Origin of the sequence: Nostoc sp. FACHB-110, from assembly GCF_014697425.1 — a bacterium.
Taxonomy (GTDB): Bacteria; Cyanobacteriota; Cyanobacteriia; order Cyanobacteriales; family Nostocaceae; genus Nostoc_B.
On sequence record NZ_JACJRU010000005.1, the window covers coordinates 215807 to 236085 of the forward strand.

Sequence of the window (20279 nt, forward strand, 5' to 3'; positions counted from 1 at the left end):
TCACACTTCATACTTCACACTTCACCCTTCATACTTCATCTAAATGGTGGGGAATAAAGTAGTCCACCTTTTGACCAGAGTTGATTTTGACCGCGCACGAGATTGAATTTTGTTTTTGGGCCGAGGTTGCGATCGTATATTTCGGCGTAATTACCAACGTGTTTAATAATTCTGGCAGCGAAGTCGTTGGTTAAACCGAGTCCTTCTCCTAAATTGCCTTCTGTGCCTAAAAAGCGTTTGATATCTGGATCGTTACTGGTAGCAAATTGACTGATATTTTGAGAAGTAATACCCAATTCTTCAGCTTTGACTAGAGAATAAACTACCCATTTCACAACATCACCCCACCTAGTGTCTCCTTTAGCGACGGCTGGTGCTAGCGGCTCTGAGGAAATGACCTCATCAAGAATGATGTTATCGTCTGGTTTTGGTAAGATGGAACGCCGCGAGACTAAAGCAGAACGGTCAGCTGTAATACCTTCGCAACGTCCTTCAGCGTAGGTAGCAAAGGTAATGTTAACGTCTTCAAAAACCACGGGCTTATAAGCTATTCCCCGCTTCCGCATTTGGTCTGCTAAGTTCTGTTCGGTAGTTGTGCCGGTTTGGACGCAAATTGCTTTATTTTTCAGGTCTGCTAGGGTTTTAATGTTACTATTTTTGCGAACCATGATGGCTTGACCATCATAAAAGACGACAGGCGCAAATTCTAAACCAACTGAGGTATCACGGCTAAGTGTCCAAGTGGTGTTACGGCTGAGAATATCAACTTCACCTGTTTGTAAGGCTGTAAAACGCTCTTTAGCGTTGAGGTTGCGATATTCTACTGCATCTGGGTTATCAAACAAAGCAGCTGCTACACCCCGACAAATATCTACATCGATACCACTGTATTTACCGTCAGTTCCTACAAAACTAAAGCCTGGGACTTCACCACTAACGCCGCAAATCAACTGACCACGGCTTTTGATGGTATCCCAACGATTTCGGGTTGCTTGGTTAGCAGAGTTATTCGCAGGAGTACCAGGTGTATTTGCGGTTTGACCTGATTCGCCGCTACAGGCTGCGATGGTAAAAATTAAAGGTGCGATCGCCAAGATTAAAGCTGATTTCCGCATAAACTTCATGAATATTAAACGTCAAAAAATGTGTTGAGGACTACAATATTTTTGTACAAAATAAGTCGATGTTTGTAATATATAGCTTTTTGCAGATTTTTTAGCATTTGTGTATTCCAGCCTCAGATTTAGTTTGAGAAATCAAGTGGCTGAGATACTCAACTTATTTCAGCAGCCGAGTATCAGGTGATTAATTAATAATTGAGTAATAATATCGTGTTTTTTAATTAATACTTAAATACTGATGATTGAGCTACAAATATGCCTAAACATTTTGTCCTTATGCTTACTTCGGAGAAGATAACTTTCTTATTTTATGGATTGTAGATAAATCAATAAACAGAATTATCAAGTATGCGAAAACTTGCTGCATACTATGTCAACAGGAGAAGTCGCCCACCAACCTCAGCATCTACTCTTAGCAGGGTAAACTAGTTTTGGTGAAAGCCGCTCCACCATTTCTTATGAGGCTTTTATGGGAGCAAATCTCGAACAGATTGCCAGTTACTTAGACAAGCTAGGTTGGGACTACCGTTTTGATGATGAAGAAGAACGAATTATCACAGGGGTGGAAGCTGATAACCTAGATGATTTTTTGATAGTTGTTCAACTGGATGAAGAAGGAAAATTTTTCCGCATATTTGCGCCTCAAGTTTTGGCTGGAGTGCAAGACCACCCTTACAAGGGAGCGATTCTACAGACGATGTTAGCCATTTCTTGGGAAACCAAAATGTTGCAATGGGAGTACGATCCATCTGATGGTGAAATCCGGGCAATTATTGAATTTCCCTTAGAGGACTCAATTCTCACTGAAAAACAATTTAACCGTTGTTTGAGTGGCTTGATTCAAATTGTTGATAGTATTGCTATCCCTCGGCTAAAAGAAGTGATGGCGACAGGTCACGATCCGGGAAATGTGGAGTTAGGAGAAAGAATGTTACTCACTATTCAAGAAGAAGCACCTGGATTACTAGAACTGTTAGAAAAGGCGATGGAAGCCAGAAAAAAGCGCGGGACTTTTCCTAGTGAATGAGGCGAAGTATCACTAATAATAGCTATACTCCAAAATGATACTCTGACTATATACTGAAATTTTATAGGGCTGGATTTTATGACATCCTATGCAACCTCCTCTGCCAAAGCGGAAATGAGTGAACTCAGGCGGTTAAAAGGCTTACTACCGCCAGAATTGCAGAGTTGGGTCATGGTAGAAGGCACAACTGAGGTCAATCCACCCCTGATCCGGAGCGAAGAAATCGGCAAAGACCAAGTAGAAATTCAAATTGACTTGGTGAAATGGGATGCACTCGCAATGGATCAGCGTAATCTGCTTTTCTGGCATGAAGTTGCCCGCATTCAAAATGACACAATTCCCAAAGATGGTTGGGAAATGGCAGCATTAGCGATTGGTTTAGGCGGTGCTGTGGGTGAGTTGTGGGTACAAGATGGATTGTTGCTGGTGCTAGCTTTAGCGTTGTGTGGTGTTTCTGGCTGGCGACTTTATCAAAAAAACAACGGCGAAAAGCAAATCAGAGAATTGCTAGATGCTGATGAAAAAGCGATCGCACTTGCAACTCGTTTTGGTTACAGTCTCCCCAATGCCTACAAGAGTTTGGGTAGTGCTTTAAAGACCCTGATTGATACTACTCCTAGCAAACGCCAACGGTCTCGTTATGAAGCACGACTTTCTGCGCTTAAACGTAGTGCTAACAAGGCAAAAGCTAAATCAAGACCAACTGACGACGATAGACTGTAGTCATCAAAAATTAAATTGGGTGGGTACTTCTCTACCCACCCAAAAATATTTATCTACTTTTCAATAGATTTAATTTGTCGGTGCAAAAACAAAGCACTCGCAGCCAGCAAGAAAATTCCCGCAGTTGTAGTTGGTTCGGGAACTTTTTTCGGCGAGATAAATCCGGCTAATTCTGCTTGAGTTGCTTTTAAAGCGTAAATATATGTAGGAATCAAAGTTGTGCCATTGGGACAACCACTGTCGATGGTTACTTGTGTGCCATCGGTACATACATCAAACTGGATATCATCATCATTTTGGGTGACGCTGAAATCGTTGTCTGTACCTACAATAATTGCGTAAGAGCCATCAGCAAGTTGAGGCCCTATTGCTAAACCTTCAAATTTTTCTGGAATAGGTAGCCCAGCATTTTTTAAGAAATCGGCAATATCCGCAAATAAAGTTTTGCTGACAGGGTTGATGCCATTAGGTAAAATATTCTTTCCCTCCAAGCTAATGTTAGTTACATCTGTTGCTTGACTCAAATCGATTTTATAGATACGTTTAGAAGCCACAGGGTTTTCGCCTTGGGGATCTTCGACACCAATACCGCGATTATCCCGTTCTAAAACTAAAAATTCTTTGTCATTTAGGGCTGTAATTGCACTAATGCCAATATTCCGCCCTTGAGCGTTAGGGCCAAAGGTTTCTTCGGGAACACGGGCATTGATATCTGCTAAATTTTCTAATTGATAAATATACTGAGCGGTACTTTCACCAGTCTTAGTATCAAATTCTACGATTCTTAAGTTGCCACTACGCCGACCGTCGGGGGAACCTTCATTAACTAAGGGGTCTTGTAGCATGGCAAAAAGTTTACTGCCATCGGGACTGAGGGTTACGCCTTCAAAGCCGCGATTGTCTTGGCGACCTGTGGTAATGTCGGGACGACCATCGACGTAGTTAATAGTGCCATTGCTTTGTCGGGGAATGAGGTTGCTAGGAGTAGCAAACGCCCGAATGAAGTTACCTGTTGGGCTGAATTCATATACTGATGGGCCGTATTCATCAGAAACATAAAAATTACCATTAGGTGCGATCGCAAATCCTTCTGGGTCAAAACTGCGGCCGAGAATGCTAGGATTACCATTTAGCTTTGTTGGGTTCAAGCCGTTAAAGTTCTGCCCATTCTGTGTGAATAAAATGGTGTCGAGCAGTTTAAGATTGCTAATTGCACCTGTGGTTTGGTCAACATCTAAAGAAAATTTCTGTACCCGTGTTTTATAGTCAATCACACCACCGCCAGGGCCGCGATCTGCCAAACTGTAATACACGTTGTTGTAGCGATCGTAGTAGAGATCAGAGAAAAATCCTAAGCGATTAGTATTAGCACTATTGCTGTTAGAAGGAGATAAATCTGTACTATTACCAGGAACTGTTAGGCCGTTAATTAAAGAAATAGCACTGGCAGAGTGAGCAAATCCCGTAATACTAACTACACCAGTTACCAAAGAAAGGCTTAATCCAGAAATCCAATGCTTGAGAGACACCATGTAAATTCCCTGAAAGACACAGTGTTCTCAGCTTTGGACTTCCAGATTAAAGAAAGGTTAATAAAAGATTAACGTGCTTATTAGCACATGAATATTTTACGAATGTGGTTTTTACTAGGGTACATCTTTATCAAACTTTTACAGCTGATTGAGCATTTTATGAGTTTGGGGGACAACGCGCACCTGGGAAACAAACTCTTTCATTAAAGCTTGCCAGATCAACACTTGATCGGGAGTTGGGGCAAGAATTGGCGTTGGGGTAAGCTGGGCCGCAACAGGTAGAGGGGTAACTGGTTGCAAAAATACGGGGATTGTTGGACTGATATCTGCTATCAACAAGGCGGCTTGCTTTAATTCATCTAAATGTGTGGTTTGTGAAATAATTATCTTGACAAAAACATCTAAAGATGAATTGTGGCATAATTGGAGAAATTTTGCGTGAGCTTGCCAATGGTTCTCGCCACTGACGCTAGGCAGTTTCAAATCCATTCCTACAGCGTCTAAGTAGGGCAGAATCATCGCTAGTTGTTCTGGACGATGGCCACCTGTCTCTAAATATATAGGGAGATGAGTGAGCGATCGCACTTGAGGCAAGAATTCAAGCAAAAAAGGGGCGTGTAGAAGTGGTTCGCCTCCGGTTAGGCTGATGCTATCGTGTAAAAACGGTAAATTTTGACGTTTAATCCATTCGAGTAATATGGTTAAGGGAACGGGATTAGAGTGAATTTCAAAATCTCGGAGTCCAGGTGATATTTCTACCTTGCAGGTAGCAGGTGCATTCCAAGTGTACGCGCTATCGCAAAAGTGACAGCGCAAGTCACATAAAGCAAAGCGAATAAAAATTTGACGTGTCCCGACATTCAATCCTTCCCCTTGAATAGCAGAAAAGACCTCTATCAGGCGTGCAGTAGGTTCAACCTTAATGTTAGCAGTCATGGGATGTAGCAATGCGATCGCGTTGTGACGTTACAACGACAAGTACTTTTGTGTTCTTGTTCTATTGTGAATCGTCGTTGGCAATCCTGCTTTCGCTCTCAATAACTAACAATCAGTCTGCACCTACTTAAATATGAAATATGGGGTTAATTGATTTTCTAGGACAAAATAATGTTTGGCGGATTAAATTTACATGGCAACGAAAGTGCAGAGCTTCATGACTAGCCAACCCACAGAGGTAAATTTTCTAGTTACTTCCCTAAATGAAATGGCCATAGTGCAAGTGCCAGCGCGTTTAAGTGTGCTGGAAGCTGTCGGCTTTAAACAAACCTGCCAAAAATTGACTCAAGCAAATCCATATCCCAAGAAAATTATTATTGATTTTCACCAAACTATTTTTATGGATAGTAGTGGTTTAGGGGCTTTAGTCAGTAATTACAAAACTGCTCAAGAACATGGAATTACGATAATTCTGCGCGATGTTACCCCTCAAGTGATGGCGGTATTAACCTTGACAGAACTAGACCAAGTTTTTCCAATGGAATTCAGTAGCGAACCAGCCGTCGTAGAAGCGGAGAATGCTACAGAAGTTGCCAAAAATAGTTCTGTTAAAGAGCAGCTACCGACAACCCATCCGTCTGTCGCTTCTTGGATGAAACGCTTAATAGATATTGTTGGCTCAATAGTGGGTTTGATAATTACAGGAATTTTATGTATTCCCATTGTGGTTGCTATTACAATTGATGACTCCGGCCCAATTTTCTTTGAGCAAACTCGCTGTGGTTGGATGGGGAAGCGGTTTAAAATTTGGAAATTTCGCTCGATGTGTGTAGATGCGGAAGCGAAAAAATCTCTTGTCAAAAATCAAGTACAAGGTGCATTCTTTAAAAATGAGAATGACCCGAGAATTACTAAGGTAGGGCGTTTTTTGCGGCGTACTAGTTTAGATGAATTACCCCAATTTTGGAACGTCTTAAAAGGCGATATGAGTTTAGTAGGTACTAGACCACCTACACCTGATGAAGTTGAACGTTACGAAGTACCAGAGTGGCAACGCTTAGATGTTAAGCCGGGTATGACTGGAGAATGGCAGGTTAATGGACGCTCTACGGTTCGGAGTTTTGAAGATGTCATTCGTCTAGATTTGCAATATCAAAAAAATTGGAGTTTATTGTACGATTTGAAGTTAATTTTTAAGACTGTTGCTATTTTGTTTAATCGCAAGAGTGGTGCGTTTTAGCGAAAAATTAATTTTACAATCGTCAGTAAATTATGACTAATAAACTAATTGCCCAAGCTCGTTATGAGTTTGGGCAATTAAGTATAAATAATACCCAGTTACAGTCAAAGATAGTAACCTAGAGAGTGGGGAGTAGGAATACTATTTTTGATAGTAACTTAGGATGAGATTTTAGCCTTTTTGTTTAGAGCGATCGCAGTGATATGGATATAGCCATTCGCATCTAAAAACTCCCCGGGTATGCTTTTCTAAAAATGTCCCAGCGTGGTATTTATCGGAGATGTTAATTCCAGCTTTGGTTTTAATTTCATATATCCAAGGAAACGCTGCGGTTAAAATTGCGATCGCAGCTACAAAATAAAATAAACTGGTTCCTATTTTGCTAAATTTGCGAGAATTGCTGTTGACGTTTCGGCGCATAAATATTAATAACTAACAGCCTCTTCTAGGTTAGCTTAACTTTGAAAATTGCGCCGAAAACGGTGGTCAGTTTTATCTGATTTACTTTGATTACAAATCAAGCAAAGAGTATGTAAATTGCTGATATCATTTTGACCACCAAGTGCTAACGGGATGATATGGTCGATAGTTAATTTTGCTTCTACAGATGTTTTACCGCAGCTTTGACACTGATATTTGTCGCGTTGGAAGACATATTGTCTAACTTCTGGTGGAATGCGAATACGTGGCGTTTTACTCATGAATTTTCCTCATGAATCATCCGACGTAAATCATCAAAAGGTGATTCTGGTTCGGTGAAGTTTAAATTATTACTGTTAGTTGTTTCTAAATCATCTTCAATATAAAATTCAATGCTTAGGTTAAATTTAACTTTTCCCTTTTTCCAATTTTGAGAACCTAGGGTTAATATTTGACAGTCTATCCCTTCCTTAAAACATTTTTCAACAGATGGAAGTTGAATTATTTGATTATTTAATTCTTGCTGTAGTCTTTGTGCTAAAGAATGATTTGATGATTGACTTACACCAGTTTTAATTTTGCTAACCTTGTAAGTATTATCTCCAACTTCGATAACATCATCATCATTACATTCTATGGGCTTAAATATATCTTCCATATTCACCTTTATTACTAATTCAACTATTTACAAAAAACATTATTCACTTTGATAGTTTCATATACCCAACTTTTTTAAGAAATAAATGTAGTGGACTGTCTACACTAAAATAGTGCAAGGTAGGTTGGGTGTAACGCAGTGAAACCCAACATTTTTAGAATTTTGTTGGGTTACGCTCCGCTTCACCCAACCTACAATTTTTTTGCAACATTTTAGTCTTGCCACGCCAGTAGATTTCAAAAATCAAATATGAGTCTTCTAGAGCTTCAAGTTTATGAATGGAAGCTCTATAAAATAATTAATTGTGTGCTGAATGAATATTTATACCTGTGCTAGTCCATCTGATAAACCATCGGAAATCAAAATACCGTTAGTAGCAGGAATCTTATTAGTCACTTCAGAATCATGAGAAATGATTAAAAATTCTTCATTACCAATCACAGGCAATAAATAATCGTATAATTGGATTGCTTGCAAACAACCATTAATACCCGATACTGCTGCATTATAAACTTCAATCTTTTGTTCTACAACATTCAACAAGCGACGATTATTTAAAATCTTTTCTTCTGCTTCTTGTTGTAAAGTTTGCTCTAAATAAACTCGTGCTTGTGGATACTGCTGTAAAATTTCATCAGCTTGAGTTTCCGCCATTGGTAGCAATTGAGTTTTGAGAATTTGGTTAATAGTTTGGCGGAAAGATTTGCGAATGGTATGAGAAACTTTAGGCTCAAAATCTAACTTTAATAATTGTCTAATTGCTGGTTCGGCTTCTACCATGCTTTCGCAATCGTAACTTTGAGAAGTTTGCAGCAAAGTTTGCCGAAATTGATATATAGAAAAAGTGCCTTCATCATAAAATCTGGGACTTTCTCTAACGAAGCGATCGCACTCTACCCGTGCTGCACTTACTAAAGCTAATGATACTTGATTTTCTATTACTTTTAACTCTTGTTCAATGCCGCTATCATTGCCTAATAAACGATACAATTGGCGATAATATTCCGACTTACGAACTTTTTCCATTAAGCGTTCAAATAAATTCTCCACTACTTTCTCTGAAGAATCTACTAAAATATCTTCCAACTGATTAGATAAATAATAAAAAGCCTCTACCAAAATTGCAATTAAGGGTGCAGTTGCATTGCGCGGGTGGCTAAGAGTAGCGCGGCGATAAGCATCAGCTACAGAAAAAGTATCAAGCAATTCATCTAAACGGCGAATCATGCGAGACTGCAATTGTCTAAAGTCAGTTTCAAAAGCATCACAAGCCTGATTAATTACTTGGTTGACTTCTTCTGTAATATGCTGATTGAACTCTTTACCAATTTGCTGAAGTTGCTGATTTAGCCGCATTAACTCTTGCGACTTCATCGCTTCAATTTCGCGCGGTTGACTATCTAATTCTCGATAATTTGACTGATAATATTTTTTCAGCTTAATACAAACGTCTTCTAAATCATCAGCAAGATTTTGGAAAAGCATTGGACGCTTTTCTTCGGTGAGATAACGGGTAATAGCTGTGCGAAATTCCTCAATTCCACTATCTAAAATTAACTGATTAATTAAAGGTGTACCTTGTTCGGTTAAAATCCTGAGATAGTTTTGATTTGGCGTTTCAAAACCATTGAGAGAAATCCGAAAATCAGTAGGTGAAAGTTTGCCTGATGTTACACAATAATTATTGAAAGCGTAGACAAATTGTGGTGTTTCTTCTTTCCCATTTAAACTTTTAACACTTTCAGCAAAGATAGAATCCAAACCAAATCGATTTTGTAAACTTGTCTGTTTAATTAAGCTGCCATAAAACCCAAGTAATCCACTAGTTTTGTAAACTCTGCTGCTATCTCGAAACTGGCTGCTAATTAAATCATCTAATCGCTGTCTTAGTTGAGTATTATACCAAGTTTCATCGATGCGATTGAAAACATAAAACACGCGATCGCGGATTCCAGCATTTCCCCGCATCGTTTCTAACAGCGCAGTTTCTTCTTTTGTCATATCCCCAGCCGATGCAGGTTTTAAGACACAAACCACTGCTGAAGTATCAGGATGTTGAATTTTCGCGTAAGTTAATTGGGCATCTTTTTCTACTGGCGCATCAATTCCTGGCGTGTCAATAATGACATTTCCATCTTCTAAAAGGGGATGGTTACAATAATATTCAATCCGCTTTAATACTGCGCTATTACTACCACGCCTGGCATAACCAGCAGCTTCTTTTAGGTTAGAGAAATTAAATTTCTCCATCGAATAGATAGCATTATCAACTGTATGAATATGTTCGCGGTTTGCTTCATATCCTTCCAGTAATAATATTAAGGCTTTAGCTTGTTTGGCGCGTTCTGATCTACTTTCACCACCCTCTTGTTGAATAATTGCATCACACCCTTGATGTAATAAATTAGTTATCTCACTCTGATTAATATTGGCTGTGGTATTAAATCCTAACTGTTGACATAAATAACTTGCTTGTTCTCTAATTTCTGCTTCGCTTAAAAATGTCAAAATAACACGTTCTTTACCTAGTTCAGCATACTCAATTTTACACTCTGTGCCTGTAGCGTGTCCCTCGGCACTATAAAGTAATTCTCGCTCTAATAGTGCATTAATTAGCATAGATTTACCTGCGCTAAATGCACCTGCAAACACAATCTCAAATTTGGGAGATATTACCTTACCTAAAGAAGTTTGAATAGCAGTGACATCTTGAGAACGTAAAGTAGGTTCTTGCTGTAAAAGTTGTAATATTGATTCAACTTGCTCTTTTAAATTTAAACATTGAGCAGGTAGATTTCCCATTTTAAACATACCGAATAGATTAAGTATATTTTAATAATTGGTAAATCTTTATAGCCTCAGTAATTGTTCTGATAAGTTATGGAAAATAAATAGCATAAATTCTAGATTATTAGTTTCTAACTATTAGTAATTCATTCAGCAATTTTTATCTTAATTAAGAAAATATTAAATTTATGTCTAATTTTTATCATAAGTCTTATTTATAAAACAATACAGGTCAGTTAAGCAGAAAAGTAGGTTGGGTGGAGCGATAGCGTAACCCAACAAAGTATTCTCAGATGTTGGGTTTCGTTCCTCAACCCAACCTACACCAGAATTGATTTTTAGTCTTAACCCAAGCGGATTGATTTATAAAATATTCGACCAAGTGATAAGTAAAACCTAATTTAAAAGACTTCTGCTTTATCTGGAATCTCAAACTTGAGTGCTGTAGTTTCCCGTAGCGACAATAAGCTCATCGCTTATCTATAGATAAGCCATATATTCAGCAATCATTCCAGTCATTTAATTTAAATAAGCCAATGGCAGTAAAGCAATTATCACAACTCAACCTAGCTCCTTTAATCGCCGATAAAACATTTTATCCATCCCCAAGAGCTTGGGAAGATCAGGTATTCTATTTTATGATGCTTGACCGATTTTCTGATGGTAAGGAAAGCGAATACAAAGACAATGCGGGGAATATTGTTTCTACTGGTACAACTCCTATTTTCGCAGGCGATCGCAACAATGCTACAAGCACAGAAGCAGATGCAAAAATTTGGCGAGACGCAGGCTTAGAATATGTTGGCGGTAATCTCAAAGGACTAACTAGCAAAGTCGGTTACTTAAAGCGTTTAGGAGTAACCGCCATTTGGATTAGTCCAATTTTCAAACAAGTATTTTTTCAAGATACATATCACGGCTACGGTATACAAGATTTCCTCGCAGTTAACCAAAAATTTGGAACTAGTGAGGATTTGAAAGAATTAGTTAAAACTGCTCATGACAATGGCATTTACGTAATTTTAGATATTATTTTGAACCATTCTGGTAATATCTTTAGTTATGAAGCTGGCAACGTTAATTATAATGGTACACCTTATAAAGTCAAAGGTTTTAATGACGAAGACGGTGAAGCCAACTTACCATTTGTTAAAACAGATCCAAATAATCTGGCAACCTGGCCTAATGAAAACGCAGCAATTTGGCCAGTAGAATTTCAAGATCCATCTGTATATACCCAAAAAGGGCGAATTAGAAATTGGGATGCTGATCCCGAATTTTTAGAAGGAGATTTTGAGGATTTAAAAGATATCCGTCACGGTTTTGGCGATATTAATAATTATGTGCCATCACCAGCCCTCAAATATCTGGCTCAGGTTTATAAATATTGGATAGCCTATGCTGATGTTGATGGTTTCCGCATTGATACTGTCAAACACATGGATAAAGGTGCAACCCGCATTTTCGCTTCCATGATTCATGAGTTTACCCAAAGTATTGGCAAAGAAAAATTCTTCTTAGTTGGTGAGATTACAGGCGGCAGAATTAGAGCGTTTGAAACCTTAGAAGAAACAGGTTTAGACGCTGCTTTAGGTATAGATGAGATTCCTGATAAATTAGAATATCTCGTCAAGGGATATCGTAATCCTAGCGATTACTTTGGACTATTTCGTAATTCATTACTGGTACAAAAAGAGTCACACATTTGGTTTAGAGATAAAGTTGTGACCATGTTCGATGACCATGACCAAGTGCGTAAAGGTAAAAACAAAGCAAGGTTTTGTGCAGATAAAGATGCATCAAAAGTGGTACTAAATGCGTTAGCTCTGAATGCTTTAACGCTAGGAATCCCTTGTATTTATTATGGTACAGAACAATGCTTTGATGGTCATGGAGATAGCGATCGCTATTTAAGAGAATCCATGTTTGGTGGTAAATTTGGCGCGTTTGGTACTAAATTTGTTCACTTCTTTAATGAAGAAAATTATGTCTATCAAGAAATTGCCAAAATTCTCAAAATCAGAAGAGATAAAAAAGCTTTAAGTCGCGGTCGTCAATATCTTAGACCAATTTCTGGTGATGGAGTCAACTTTGGTTTACCACAAATGATTGGAAACGAAATTCGTGCTGTTGTACCTTGGTCACGTATTCTCAGCGAGCAAGAAATAGTTGCAGCTATCAACACTGACTATCACCAACCTCGTGAAGCTTGGGTAACTATTGATAACGAGTTACACAAAGAAGGCGATGTTCTCACTTGTATTTACTCGACCGATAAACAACAGCAAGGTCAAACAGTCAAAGTTGAAGCAAGAAATGGTAAAGCTGTAAAAATTACTGTTCCTGCTGCTGGATTTGTTATTTACGAGTAAACAACTTTTAAATTTTATAAATTTCCTCCTCTAGGCGCATAAGTATGCGCCTTTTTTCTTAATTTTCTCAATATTCACCATCTCTTCGCGCTCTTTTTGTCCTACCCTGCGGGTAGCCGCTAGCACGTCTATGCGGTTCGTTAAAAAATGACTTAAACAGAAATATCACATCTCACCTACTCTATTCATCCAAACCGCAGTTAATTCACTTAAATCAAACCCCTTTCTAACACCATCATCAGTATTTTGAAATAACACCGCAAACGCACCCGCACCTAATCTCCTTTGCGGAAACATTCGATAACAGGGAATATCAGTTAGATGTGATTGATAGTCTTGTAAATGATTTACTCTAACTGCTTGAAACTGGGTAAACCGCGATAAAAACCATTCACAAACTTGCTCATTCTCCTCTGGAGAATAAGTACAAGTCATGTAAGCCAGATACCCTTGAGGGGCAACTAATTGAGCAGAGTTAGCAATGATACGTTTTTGGCGATTTGCACTTTTATTAATTGCAGTGGGATGAAAACATCCAGGTGCTTTTTCGCCTTTAGCTAATAAAGATTGTCCTGTACAAGGTGCATCTACAATCACTAAGTCACTAGATTGAGCAATAGTCTGGGCAAAAATACTCGAATCTCGATTAACAACAATAGAGGGATTAATCTGACAACGTTTCAAATTAGAAATTAACATACCTAAGCGTTTACCAATCACCTCATTACTAATTAGCAAATTTGGCTGTAATGCTTTCCAAGCAAAAATACTCTTACCGCCTGGTGCAGCACACATATCAAAAATTAACTGTACTGGCTGAGTAATAGCTAACAAAATAGAAGCTGAAAATACAGATGAAAAATCTAAACAATAAAAATATCCTTGATTATGTAGAGAATCTTGACCTGGTTTTTCCCCTAAATTTAAACGGTCAATAAATTGCGGCTGCCAACTTAAAGGTAAATCTGCTGAAAAAGGTGATATCTCTGGTTTTTCGTTACACCAAAGAATACAAGGTTGAAAAGATTGGGGATTAACTAAGGCTGCGATAAATTTTTCTTGTTCATCAGCATTTTCAAACAAACGTCGTGAAAGTTTGAGTAATAAATTTGAAGGTTTATCCATTATATATGTCAAGAAATATACTTATTTGTAATAGTCAAATTGTTAACGAAGAACAATGCCATCAAGTGCCTTAGCCGCATACTAAAAATACAATAAATAACCGCTATTTTGACAATGACCGCAAAGCAGCCTGACTACATTGGAGATGGTCATGATATTGGATAATTTTCAGCGGAAATTACGCCGAGAAGCACAACTATGGCGCGATGAAGGACTAATTAGTGCTTCACAGTATCAACAACTAGCCGACCGTTATCAATTTAATAACTTAGAAGCTGCAGTGCGCGATCGCTCCATGATGACTGCGGTAACTATTGGTATTATCCTATTAACTTTAGGCATGATTACCTTTGTCGCCGCAAACTGGCTATTATGGTCACGCGATGTCAAATTCATCATCATGATGAGTTTATTTATAGCGACAACCGTCACAGGTTTTTATACTTGGAGACAAGCCGCAGTTGGCATTCCTGAAGGCAAAAAACCAAGACGCAGCCAAAGACTTTTAGGCGAAGGATTGTTAATTTTAGCCACCATGTTTTTAGGTGTAACTATTGCGTTAATGGCAGATGCTTTTAATCTTAACGGTTCTACTCCTGAACTATTTTTTGCTTGGGGTTTTGGTGTTTTGGTGATGGCTTACAGCCTGTCTTTAAATTCACTAGGAATTCTGGGAATTATCCTCATTCAAATTGGGTATTGGACAGGTTTAGGAGACTTACGCTATTCCACTGACGAATGGAATTGGGCGCGACTAGTAGTCAAACATATGCCTTTGCTATCGTGGCTATTGTTTGTCCCCTTAGCTTATTTTTGCCGATCGCGTTGGATTTTTGCGATCGCAGCCTTTGTTTTTGCCACCTCTCTACAATTAAATCTCGAGCCTGTACCACTATCAAACCTTTCTGAAACTGCGCCTTGGGTAGCCTCCTTTGCCCTCACTCTACCACCCGCAATCTTCTGGAGTTATGATGACCTGTTATTTCCCACAATTAATTACAGGCTGTTTCAACCTCTAGCGCGTGATTTAGCTTTGATAGCTTTTGGTTTAGTTTTCTATGTTTTGTCCTTCCGTTGGGTATGGGCAACAACTAGTTACAATTTTTCTTCAGCAAGCGGTAGCATGAATTTATTCATGTCTCGCCCAATTATCGATTTGGGAATTCTCAGCGGTTTAGCCGTTTTGCAATGGTTGTTTTTAATGCGTCAGCGAAACAACCCTATCCGTCGGGAAGTAGTCTTCAATCTACCGATGATTGCTACCTTTTTGGGTTTCACAGCCATTATGCCTTTCTGGCATCAAGCTATCAACCCTATTGATGATTTAGGAGTATTTGCCTTTAACGTACTTTTTGCCGTCTTAGCTTGGGGACTCATTCGTGAAGGATTAAAGTTAAACGACAGGCGTTGTTTTTGGGGCGGTATGCTGTTGTTCACATTACAAGTAATTAGCCGAGTCCTAGAATATGACACCGAACTTTTGTTCAAATCACTAGTATTTGTGATGTGTGGTTCTGCATTAATTAGTGCTGGACTTTGGTTTGAACGCCGCTTAGGATCAGGCTCGAAATCTTCAGGTGCAAAATCTTCCTAATTTAAGATTGCATTCCCTGAAAATTAGCCTATTTCTTGCTGTAAATATTTAAATATTGGCAAGATATTTTTATTATTTCTCCTTGCCTTTATTTATCATCTTTGTGCATCCGTTTCTCTGCGTCAGTCCTAATAATTTTGTTTGATTTACCCACTACTCTAATTTTTAGGACTACGCCCATGAAAAGCGACTCTCCCGAATCTACCAAAAATTCTGAAGCTAGTAAGAATAAGCCTTTGTCTCCCGAAGCTGAATTTTCAGGTAAGTTAACTTTTCGGGATTATCTATTAGCCACAGAACAAAAAGCGAATAAACCTCTACCAGTTTCGCGGCTATTTATTCCTTTAGCCATCCAAGCCGGCATAATTTTTGCCATACCATTTCTGTCAATGTATACAAACATCACAGGTAAAGAGATCATTTTGCAAACTGTACCTGTGAATTCAAGAGATGTTTTGCAAGGCAATTCTTTAGAGCTTGACTACAACATTTCTCGAATTTCTACACTCAGAAGATTATCGGGATGGGAAGAATTACTCAGAACCAATGGCAGCAGAGGCGGACAATTACTCGAAGGAACAAACTTATATGTGATTTTACAAGAACAAGCTTCCTTTAGTCGTGGTGTTCCCAGAGCCTGGAGACCAGTACGCGTAACTAGCAACCAACCTCGATCCCTTTCCAACAATCAAGCCGCCTTAAAAGGTGTGTATCAAGATGGCTATGTCCAGTACGGTCTAGAAAACTATAATGTGCCAGATGAACAACGGCGACAAATAAATAGTGATATTTCGCAAGCAGTCCGACAAACTAGAGACGGACAAGCACGAGCGATAGTAGTAAAAGCCAAAGTAGACTCACAAGGTAAAGCTGTACCTGTCAGTCTCTGGGTACGCGATCGCAATTATCAATTTTAGTCATGGTGGCGTAAATTCCACCCTACCCCAAAAGCTGCCCCTGCACCAGCTATCAAGCCAGTACTCATACCTTGGATAGTTTTTTGAATTGGATCTTGGGTAAGACAATCATTTGTAACTTGACTAGCACGTAAGCAAAGATTACTCTCTGCCCAACTGCTAGTACCTCCTAAAATTACACCAGCAATACTACAAGAAGCCACAAGCAGCAACAGCCTTTTAGTTTTTCTATCCATAGATGGATGCATGAAAGTTGGGAATAGTTCATCTTCCTCAACTACTCTACACATCTATACTGTTGTTGTCAGCTGGTTTCGGAAATTTAAATCCGCAAGGTAAACTACTCAATCTTTAAATTAAATGGTAAACGAGCATAAACCCCTTGAGGATCGTTCATATTTTGCAGCACGCCTAATTCTTGTTGTAATTTGAGGAATTCGGCAGTCAGTAAATCAGAAGGTTTAGTTTGTGTTTTTGTAATTCCTAAAACACTGCTAACGTCTTCAATTGCTCCACCAAACAAGCGTTCTCCAAAGCTGCCTTCTCTCGGATATTCTTTTAATTGCCAATCCTCTCCAAGTTTTGCTTCTTTCGCAGCGTAATTAACAGCAGCATTTAAACCACCAATTTCGTCAACTAAGCCAATTTCTTTAGCTGCAACACCAGACCAAACTCTGCCTTGGGCAATCTCAGCTACTCTTGTTTCTGGTAGTTTCCGACCTTGAGAAACTTTATTGAGAAATAAATTGTAAATTCGATTAACACTGCGTTGATAAATTGCTAATTCTTGCGGTGATTTTGGACGTGCTGCCGTTTGAGTATCTGCATAACGCGCAGTTTTCACTACATCCCAAGTAATCCCATTATTATTCGCTAATTTCTGCCCATTCAACAATACGCCAAAAACACCAATTGAACCAGTAATTGTATTTGGTTCCGCAAAAATGCGATTAGAATCACTGGCAATCCAATATCCACCAGAAGCAGCAACGTCACCCATAGAAACTACTACAGGTTTTACCTCACGAGTTAAGCGCACTTCTCGCTGCATAATTTCCGATGCAGTAGCACTACCACCAGGACTATTAATCCGCAAGACAACAGCCTTCACATTTTTATCTTGGCGTATTCTGTTGAAGATTTTGGCAAAGTGATCGCCCCCTACTTGACCTTCATCCCCATTGCCATCAACAATTTCGCCTTCAGCGTAGACTACAGCAACTTTATTTTTTGATTGCCGTTCTGCACTCAGCGATTTATCCTGAACTTGGGCATATTCATCTAAATCAATTTGCTTAAAACTTTTATCGTCTTTATCACTATCTGTAAGTTTCTTGAGGTCAGCAACCACTTGATCGTGATAAGCAACTTGATCGACTAAACCACTACTTTTAGCTGCGGGTGCTTCTATGATTGCCTGATTATCTGCGATCGACTGCAACTGTTGTGGGTTCATTTTCCGGCTATTACCTACCGTAGTCCGCCATTCAGACCACACATCATCTAGTAATTTCTGCGTTTGTTCTCGATTTTCTGGACTCAGTTTAGTTAAAATTAAAGGTTCTACAGCACTCTTAAATTTACCTACCCGAATAATCTGCACCCCAATTCCAAACTTTTGCAACGCACCTGCCAAAAACATCGGTTGACTACTTAAGCCGTTAACCTCCATTGATCCCAACGGATTTAACACAACAGTATCCGCAACTGAACTCAGATAATAGTCCTTCTTTCCCCAGTCGTTACCATAAGCGACAATCTTTTTCCCCGCCGCCCGAAATTCCTCCAATGCCTTGCGGATTTCTTTTAACGAAGCAAAACCCAGATTGCTAACTCCACCTGCTTTTGTCGCATCTAAATAAATACCCACAACTTTGGGATCACGTCGCGCCTTTTCTAAAGCATCCAGAACCTTGCGGAGTGTTATCCGATCTTCTGTTTTACCGGATAGTGTTTCTTGTAACAATTCACCAGAACCCGGTTCTCTATCAGTGATAGTCATCGACAAATCAAAAACCACTACTGATTTATCTTTGACTACAGGGCTAACATCTTTAGAAGCAGCGATCGCAAACAATAGCAATAACAATCCGGTAGTGCTAATTCCACAAAAAATAAATAGTCCTAATAAGCTGCCTATTAAACTGGCAAAAGTTTGTTTAAAAAAGTTATTCATTAGTCAATACTAATTAATAGAAAATGTTTGGTCACAAGTAATTTGCTAAAAAACTCAAACTACTTCTTTTTTATTGTATGCGTTGTAAACTTCCAGACTGTTTTAACTGCTCTAAGTTAGCATTACCTGTGCAAAATAGCACAGTGATCATCTCTGCTATCAGAACCTCAGCCAAATCATAAACCGCTGCTTCTGATAAAACTGCTGCTTGGAGGAATGGCATTGCCAAACCTGCGATATCTGCACCAAGGGCGAGTACTTTTGCAACATCTAAGCCATGACGCAAACCACCAGAAGCGATTAAAGGAATGTGAGGTGCGATCGTGCGAATCTCAATAATACACTCTGCCGTAGGTAAACCCCAATCAGCAAATGTTCTCCCTAACCGCCTTTGCAAAGAAGTTTCTGCCCGTTCACCTTCCACCTTTGCCCAAGAAGTCCCACCTGCACCAGCTACATCAATTACACTCACCCCCGCAGAAATCAACTTTTCTGCCATTACACCTGAAATGCCATTACCAACTTCCTTCGCAATTACTGGTACTGATAATTGATTGCATAACTGAGAAATTTTCTCCAGTAATCCCTTGAAATTCACATCTCCTTTCGGCTGAATGCACTCTTGTAATGGATTAATATGTAGAATTAACGCGTCTGCCTCTAGCATCTCAATAATTCGCAGACATTCATCTAATCCATACTTATAATTAAGCTGTACAGCCCCAACATTGGCAAACAGCAAAACATCCGGTGCATACTTGCGCACAGCAAAAGTCTCAGCAACTTGAGGCTTCTCCAATGCTACCCGTTGTGAACCAACACCCATTGCAAACTTGTAGTTTTGGGCGACTTCAGCCAAACGTCGGTTAATCATACCGGCTTGTTCAGTTCCTCCAGTCATCGAAGAAATTAACAACGGTGCGCCTAAGCGTTTACTCAAAAAATTTGTACTGATATCAATATCGTTTCTGTCTAATTCCGGCAAGCAACAATGGGTAAAGCGATAATGTGCTAGTCCATTAGTTGTTTCATTGAATTGCACATCTTTTTCTAGACAGATGCGAATGTGGTCAGCTTTACGCGACTGAGTTTGTGCTGAAGCATTATTAGTAGGAGCGTTCATTAGTATTTACAAGATATCAAAGCAGTTGCATCACTCATAACCATTGTGGCAGCGTTCAGAATCCTAAGAAATGACATTTTTCCCTAGTTAGTCACCAAATTTAGACAGTGCAAGCAATAGCATTAGCCCAAAAGCATTGATGAATCAGCTTTTTTACAGCCTTACGACAATTGCCGCAAGTAGTGAAAATTTTTTTTGGTTGAAGGCTTGACAATCTGATAGAGGTTAGTTAACCTAGATAAAGTGTCAAGGCGCAAGACAAACGCCAAAGACAACTGAACCGCGACAAACAAATACTTTGAAAGCTGAAATTTAAAACCAATCCTCGTCAAACAAATTAGTTTTGGGAAAACCCAAAAACTTAAAAAATTATAGCAAGGAATCTGAAAGATTTTGATTTTTCAGATAACAAACTCAGAAAAAAACGGAGAGTTTGATCCTGGCTCAGGATGAACGCTGGCGGTATGCTTAACACATGCAAGTCGAACGGAATCTTTCGGGATTCAGTGGCGGACGGGTGAGTAACGC

General features: G+C 39.1%; 17 protein-coding genes and 1 rRNA gene. 7 read left to right on the top strand and 11 right to left on the bottom strand.

Features of this window, described 5'->3' with window-relative positions; genetic code table 11:
- Window positions 1–35: 35 nt before the first annotated feature.
- Window positions 36–1115 (bottom strand): amino acid ABC transporter substrate-binding protein, encoded by a 1080-nt coding sequence (locus H6G69_RS08060; protein ID WP_190684298.1) that lies wholly within the window; start codon window positions 1113–1115, stop codon window positions 36–38.
- A gap of 475 nt (window positions 1116–1590) precedes the next feature.
- Here H6G69_RS08060 and H6G69_RS08065 point away from each other — a divergent pair, with 475 nt between their 5' ends.
- Window positions 1591–2148 carry a hypothetical protein gene (locus H6G69_RS08065; protein ID WP_190684301.1) on the top strand — a complete coding sequence of 186 codons (558 nt, stop codon included), beginning with the start codon at window positions 1591–1593 and terminating at the stop codon, window positions 2146–2148.
- A 78-nt stretch (window positions 2149–2226) separates the two neighbouring features.
- Window positions 2227–2871, top strand: coding sequence for a DUF3318 domain-containing protein (locus H6G69_RS08070; protein WP_190684304.1), 645 nt, complete (start codon window positions 2227–2229; stop codon window positions 2869–2871).
- 53 nt (window positions 2872–2924) lie between these two features.
- Here H6G69_RS08070 and H6G69_RS08075 read toward each other — a convergent pair whose 3' ends face one another.
- Both H6G69_RS08075 and H6G69_RS08080 read right to left on the bottom strand, forming a co-directional pair.
- Window positions 2925–4403, bottom strand: a complete 1479-nt coding sequence (locus H6G69_RS08075) for an esterase-like activity of phytase family protein (protein WP_190684307.1) — start codon at window positions 4401–4403, stop codon at window positions 2925–2927.
- A gap of 138 nt (window positions 4404–4541) precedes the next feature.
- Complete coding sequence (locus tag H6G69_RS08080) at window positions 4542–5339, bottom strand: 7-carboxy-7-deazaguanine synthase QueE (RefSeq protein ID WP_190684310.1); 798 nt, start codon at window positions 5337–5339, stop codon at window positions 4542–4544.
- A 193-nt stretch (window positions 5340–5532) separates the two neighbouring features.
- Here H6G69_RS08080 and H6G69_RS08085 point away from each other — a divergent pair, with 193 nt between their 5' ends.
- Complete coding sequence (locus H6G69_RS08085; protein ID WP_190684312.1) at window positions 5533–6579, top strand: sugar transferase; 1047 nt, start codon at window positions 5533–5535, stop codon at window positions 6577–6579.
- A gap of 171 nt (window positions 6580–6750) precedes the next feature.
- On the opposite strand, the gene H6G69_RS08090 is transcribed toward H6G69_RS08085, so the two are convergent.
- The 4 genes from H6G69_RS08090 to H6G69_RS08105 all read right to left on the bottom strand — a co-directional run bounded on the left by H6G69_RS08090 (window position 6751) and on the right by H6G69_RS08105 (window position 10459).
- Window positions 6751–6999, bottom strand: a complete 249-nt coding sequence (locus tag H6G69_RS08090; protein ID WP_190684315.1) for a hypothetical protein — start codon at window positions 6997–6999, stop codon at window positions 6751–6753.
- A gap of 35 nt (window positions 7000–7034) precedes the next feature.
- Entirely contained in the window at window positions 7035–7280 is a 246-nt protein-coding gene (locus H6G69_RS08095) for an HNH endonuclease (protein ID WP_190684318.1), read from the bottom strand.
- On the bottom strand, window positions 7277–7657 hold the full coding sequence (locus tag H6G69_RS08100) for a KGK domain-containing protein (RefSeq protein ID WP_190684321.1): 381 nt from the start codon (window positions 7655–7657) through the stop codon (window positions 7277–7279). Before H6G69_RS08100 ends, H6G69_RS08095 begins: the two co-directional genes overlap by 4 nt.
- A 321-nt stretch (window positions 7658–7978) precedes the next feature.
- Window positions 7979–10459 carry a dynamin-like GTPase family protein gene (locus tag H6G69_RS08105; protein ID WP_190684324.1) on the bottom strand — a complete coding sequence of 827 codons (2481 nt, stop codon included), beginning with the start codon at window positions 10457–10459 and terminating at the stop codon, window positions 7979–7981.
- A 521-nt stretch (window positions 10460–10980) separates the two neighbouring features.
- Here H6G69_RS08105 and H6G69_RS08110 point away from each other — a divergent pair.
- Entirely contained in the window at window positions 10981–12816 is a 1836-nt protein-coding gene (locus H6G69_RS08110) for an alpha-amylase family glycosyl hydrolase (RefSeq protein WP_190684327.1), read from the top strand.
- 165 nt (window positions 12817–12981) lie between these two features.
- Here H6G69_RS08110 and H6G69_RS08115 read toward each other — a convergent pair whose 3' ends face one another.
- On the bottom strand, window positions 12982–13941 hold the full coding sequence (locus H6G69_RS08115) for an RsmB/NOP family class I SAM-dependent RNA methyltransferase (RefSeq protein WP_190684330.1): 960 nt from the start codon (window positions 13939–13941) through the stop codon (window positions 12982–12984).
- Between the two features lie 151 nt (window positions 13942–14092).
- Here H6G69_RS08115 and H6G69_RS08120 point away from each other — a divergent pair, with 151 nt between their 5' ends.
- Both H6G69_RS08120 and H6G69_RS08125 read left to right on the top strand, forming a co-directional pair.
- Window positions 14093–15535: a DUF2157 domain-containing protein gene (locus tag H6G69_RS08120; RefSeq protein WP_190684333.1), complete on the top strand. Its 1443-nt coding sequence runs from the start codon at window positions 14093–14095 to the stop codon at window positions 15533–15535.
- Window positions 15536–15714: 179 nt separating this feature from the next.
- Entirely contained in the window at window positions 15715–16452 is a 738-nt protein-coding gene (locus H6G69_RS08125) for a GDYXXLXY domain-containing protein (protein WP_190684337.1), read from the top strand.
- Here H6G69_RS08125 and H6G69_RS08130 read toward each other — a convergent pair.
- The 3 genes from H6G69_RS08130 to fni all read right to left on the bottom strand — a co-directional run bounded on the left by H6G69_RS08130 (window position 16449) and on the right by fni (window position 19751).
- On the bottom strand, window positions 16449–16688 hold the full coding sequence (locus H6G69_RS08130; RefSeq protein ID WP_190684340.1) for a hypothetical protein: 240 nt from the start codon (window positions 16686–16688) through the stop codon (window positions 16449–16451). The two genes, H6G69_RS08125 and H6G69_RS08130, sit on opposite strands and share 4 nt — an antisense overlap.
- A 104-nt stretch (window positions 16689–16792) precedes the next feature.
- Entirely contained in the window at window positions 16793–18628 is a 1836-nt protein-coding gene (gene sppA, locus H6G69_RS08135; protein ID WP_190684342.1) for a signal peptide peptidase SppA, read from the bottom strand.
- A gap of 70 nt (window positions 18629–18698) precedes the next feature.
- Window positions 18699–19751, bottom strand: a complete 1053-nt coding sequence (fni, locus tag H6G69_RS08140) for a type 2 isopentenyl-diphosphate Delta-isomerase (RefSeq protein ID WP_190684345.1) — start codon at window positions 19749–19751, stop codon at window positions 18699–18701.
- 421 nt (window positions 19752–20172) lie between these two features.
- On the opposite strand from fni, the gene H6G69_RS08145 reads away from it, so the two are divergent.
- Window positions 20173–20279, top strand: a 16S ribosomal RNA gene (locus tag H6G69_RS08145); the annotation flags it as partial.

What these genes read in the sequence shown, in the direction of transcription:
- sppA (WP_190684342.1), bottom strand. Translation starts at nt 18,628, where the DNA reads ATGAATAACTTTTTTAAACAAACTTTTGCCAGTTTAATAGGCAGCTTA.
- H6G69_RS08110 (WP_190684327.1), top strand. Translation starts at nt 10,981, where the DNA reads ATGGCAGTAAAGCAATTATCACAACTCAACCTAGCTCCTTTAATCGCC.
- H6G69_RS08065 (WP_190684301.1), top strand. Translation starts at nt 1,591, where the DNA reads ATGGGAGCAAATCTCGAACAGATTGCCAGTTACTTAGACAAGCTAGGT.
- H6G69_RS08105 (WP_190684324.1), bottom strand. Translation starts at nt 10,459, where the DNA reads ATGGGAAATCTACCTGCTCAATGTTTAAATTTAAAAGAGCAAGTTGAA.
- H6G69_RS08085 (WP_190684312.1), top strand. Translation starts at nt 5,533, where the DNA reads ATGGCAACGAAAGTGCAGAGCTTCATGACTAGCCAACCCACAGAGGTA.
- H6G69_RS08080 (WP_190684310.1), bottom strand. Translation starts at nt 5,339, where the DNA reads ATGACTGCTAACATTAAGGTTGAACCTACTGCACGCCTGATAGAGGTC.
- H6G69_RS08100 (WP_190684321.1), bottom strand. Translation starts at nt 7,657, where the DNA reads ATGGAAGATATATTTAAGCCCATAGAATGTAATGATGATGATGTTATC.
- H6G69_RS08125 (WP_190684337.1), top strand. Translation starts at nt 15,715, where the DNA reads ATGAAAAGCGACTCTCCCGAATCTACCAAAAATTCTGAAGCTAGTAAG.
- H6G69_RS08120 (WP_190684333.1), top strand. Translation starts at nt 14,093, where the DNA reads ATGATATTGGATAATTTTCAGCGGAAATTACGCCGAGAAGCACAACTA.
- H6G69_RS08090 (WP_190684315.1), bottom strand. Translation starts at nt 6,999, where the DNA reads ATGCGCCGAAACGTCAACAGCAATTCTCGCAAATTTAGCAAAATAGGA.
- H6G69_RS08075 (WP_190684307.1), bottom strand. Translation starts at nt 4,403, where the DNA reads ATGGTGTCTCTCAAGCATTGGATTTCTGGATTAAGCCTTTCTTTGGTA.
- H6G69_RS08130 (WP_190684340.1), bottom strand. Translation starts at nt 16,688, where the DNA reads ATGGATAGAAAAACTAAAAGGCTGTTGCTGCTTGTGGCTTCTTGTAGT.
- H6G69_RS08115 (WP_190684330.1), bottom strand. Translation starts at nt 13,941, where the DNA reads ATGGATAAACCTTCAAATTTATTACTCAAACTTTCACGACGTTTGTTT.
- H6G69_RS08070 (WP_190684304.1), top strand. Translation starts at nt 2,227, where the DNA reads ATGACATCCTATGCAACCTCCTCTGCCAAAGCGGAAATGAGTGAACTC.
- fni (WP_190684345.1), bottom strand. Translation starts at nt 19,751, where the DNA reads ATGAACGCTCCTACTAATAATGCTTCAGCACAAACTCAGTCGCGTAAA.
- H6G69_RS08060 (WP_190684298.1), bottom strand. Translation starts at nt 1,115, where the DNA reads ATGCGGAAATCAGCTTTAATCTTGGCGATCGCACCTTTAATTTTTACC.
- H6G69_RS08095 (WP_190684318.1), bottom strand. Translation starts at nt 7,280, where the DNA reads ATGAGTAAAACGCCACGTATTCGCATTCCACCAGAAGTTAGACAATAT.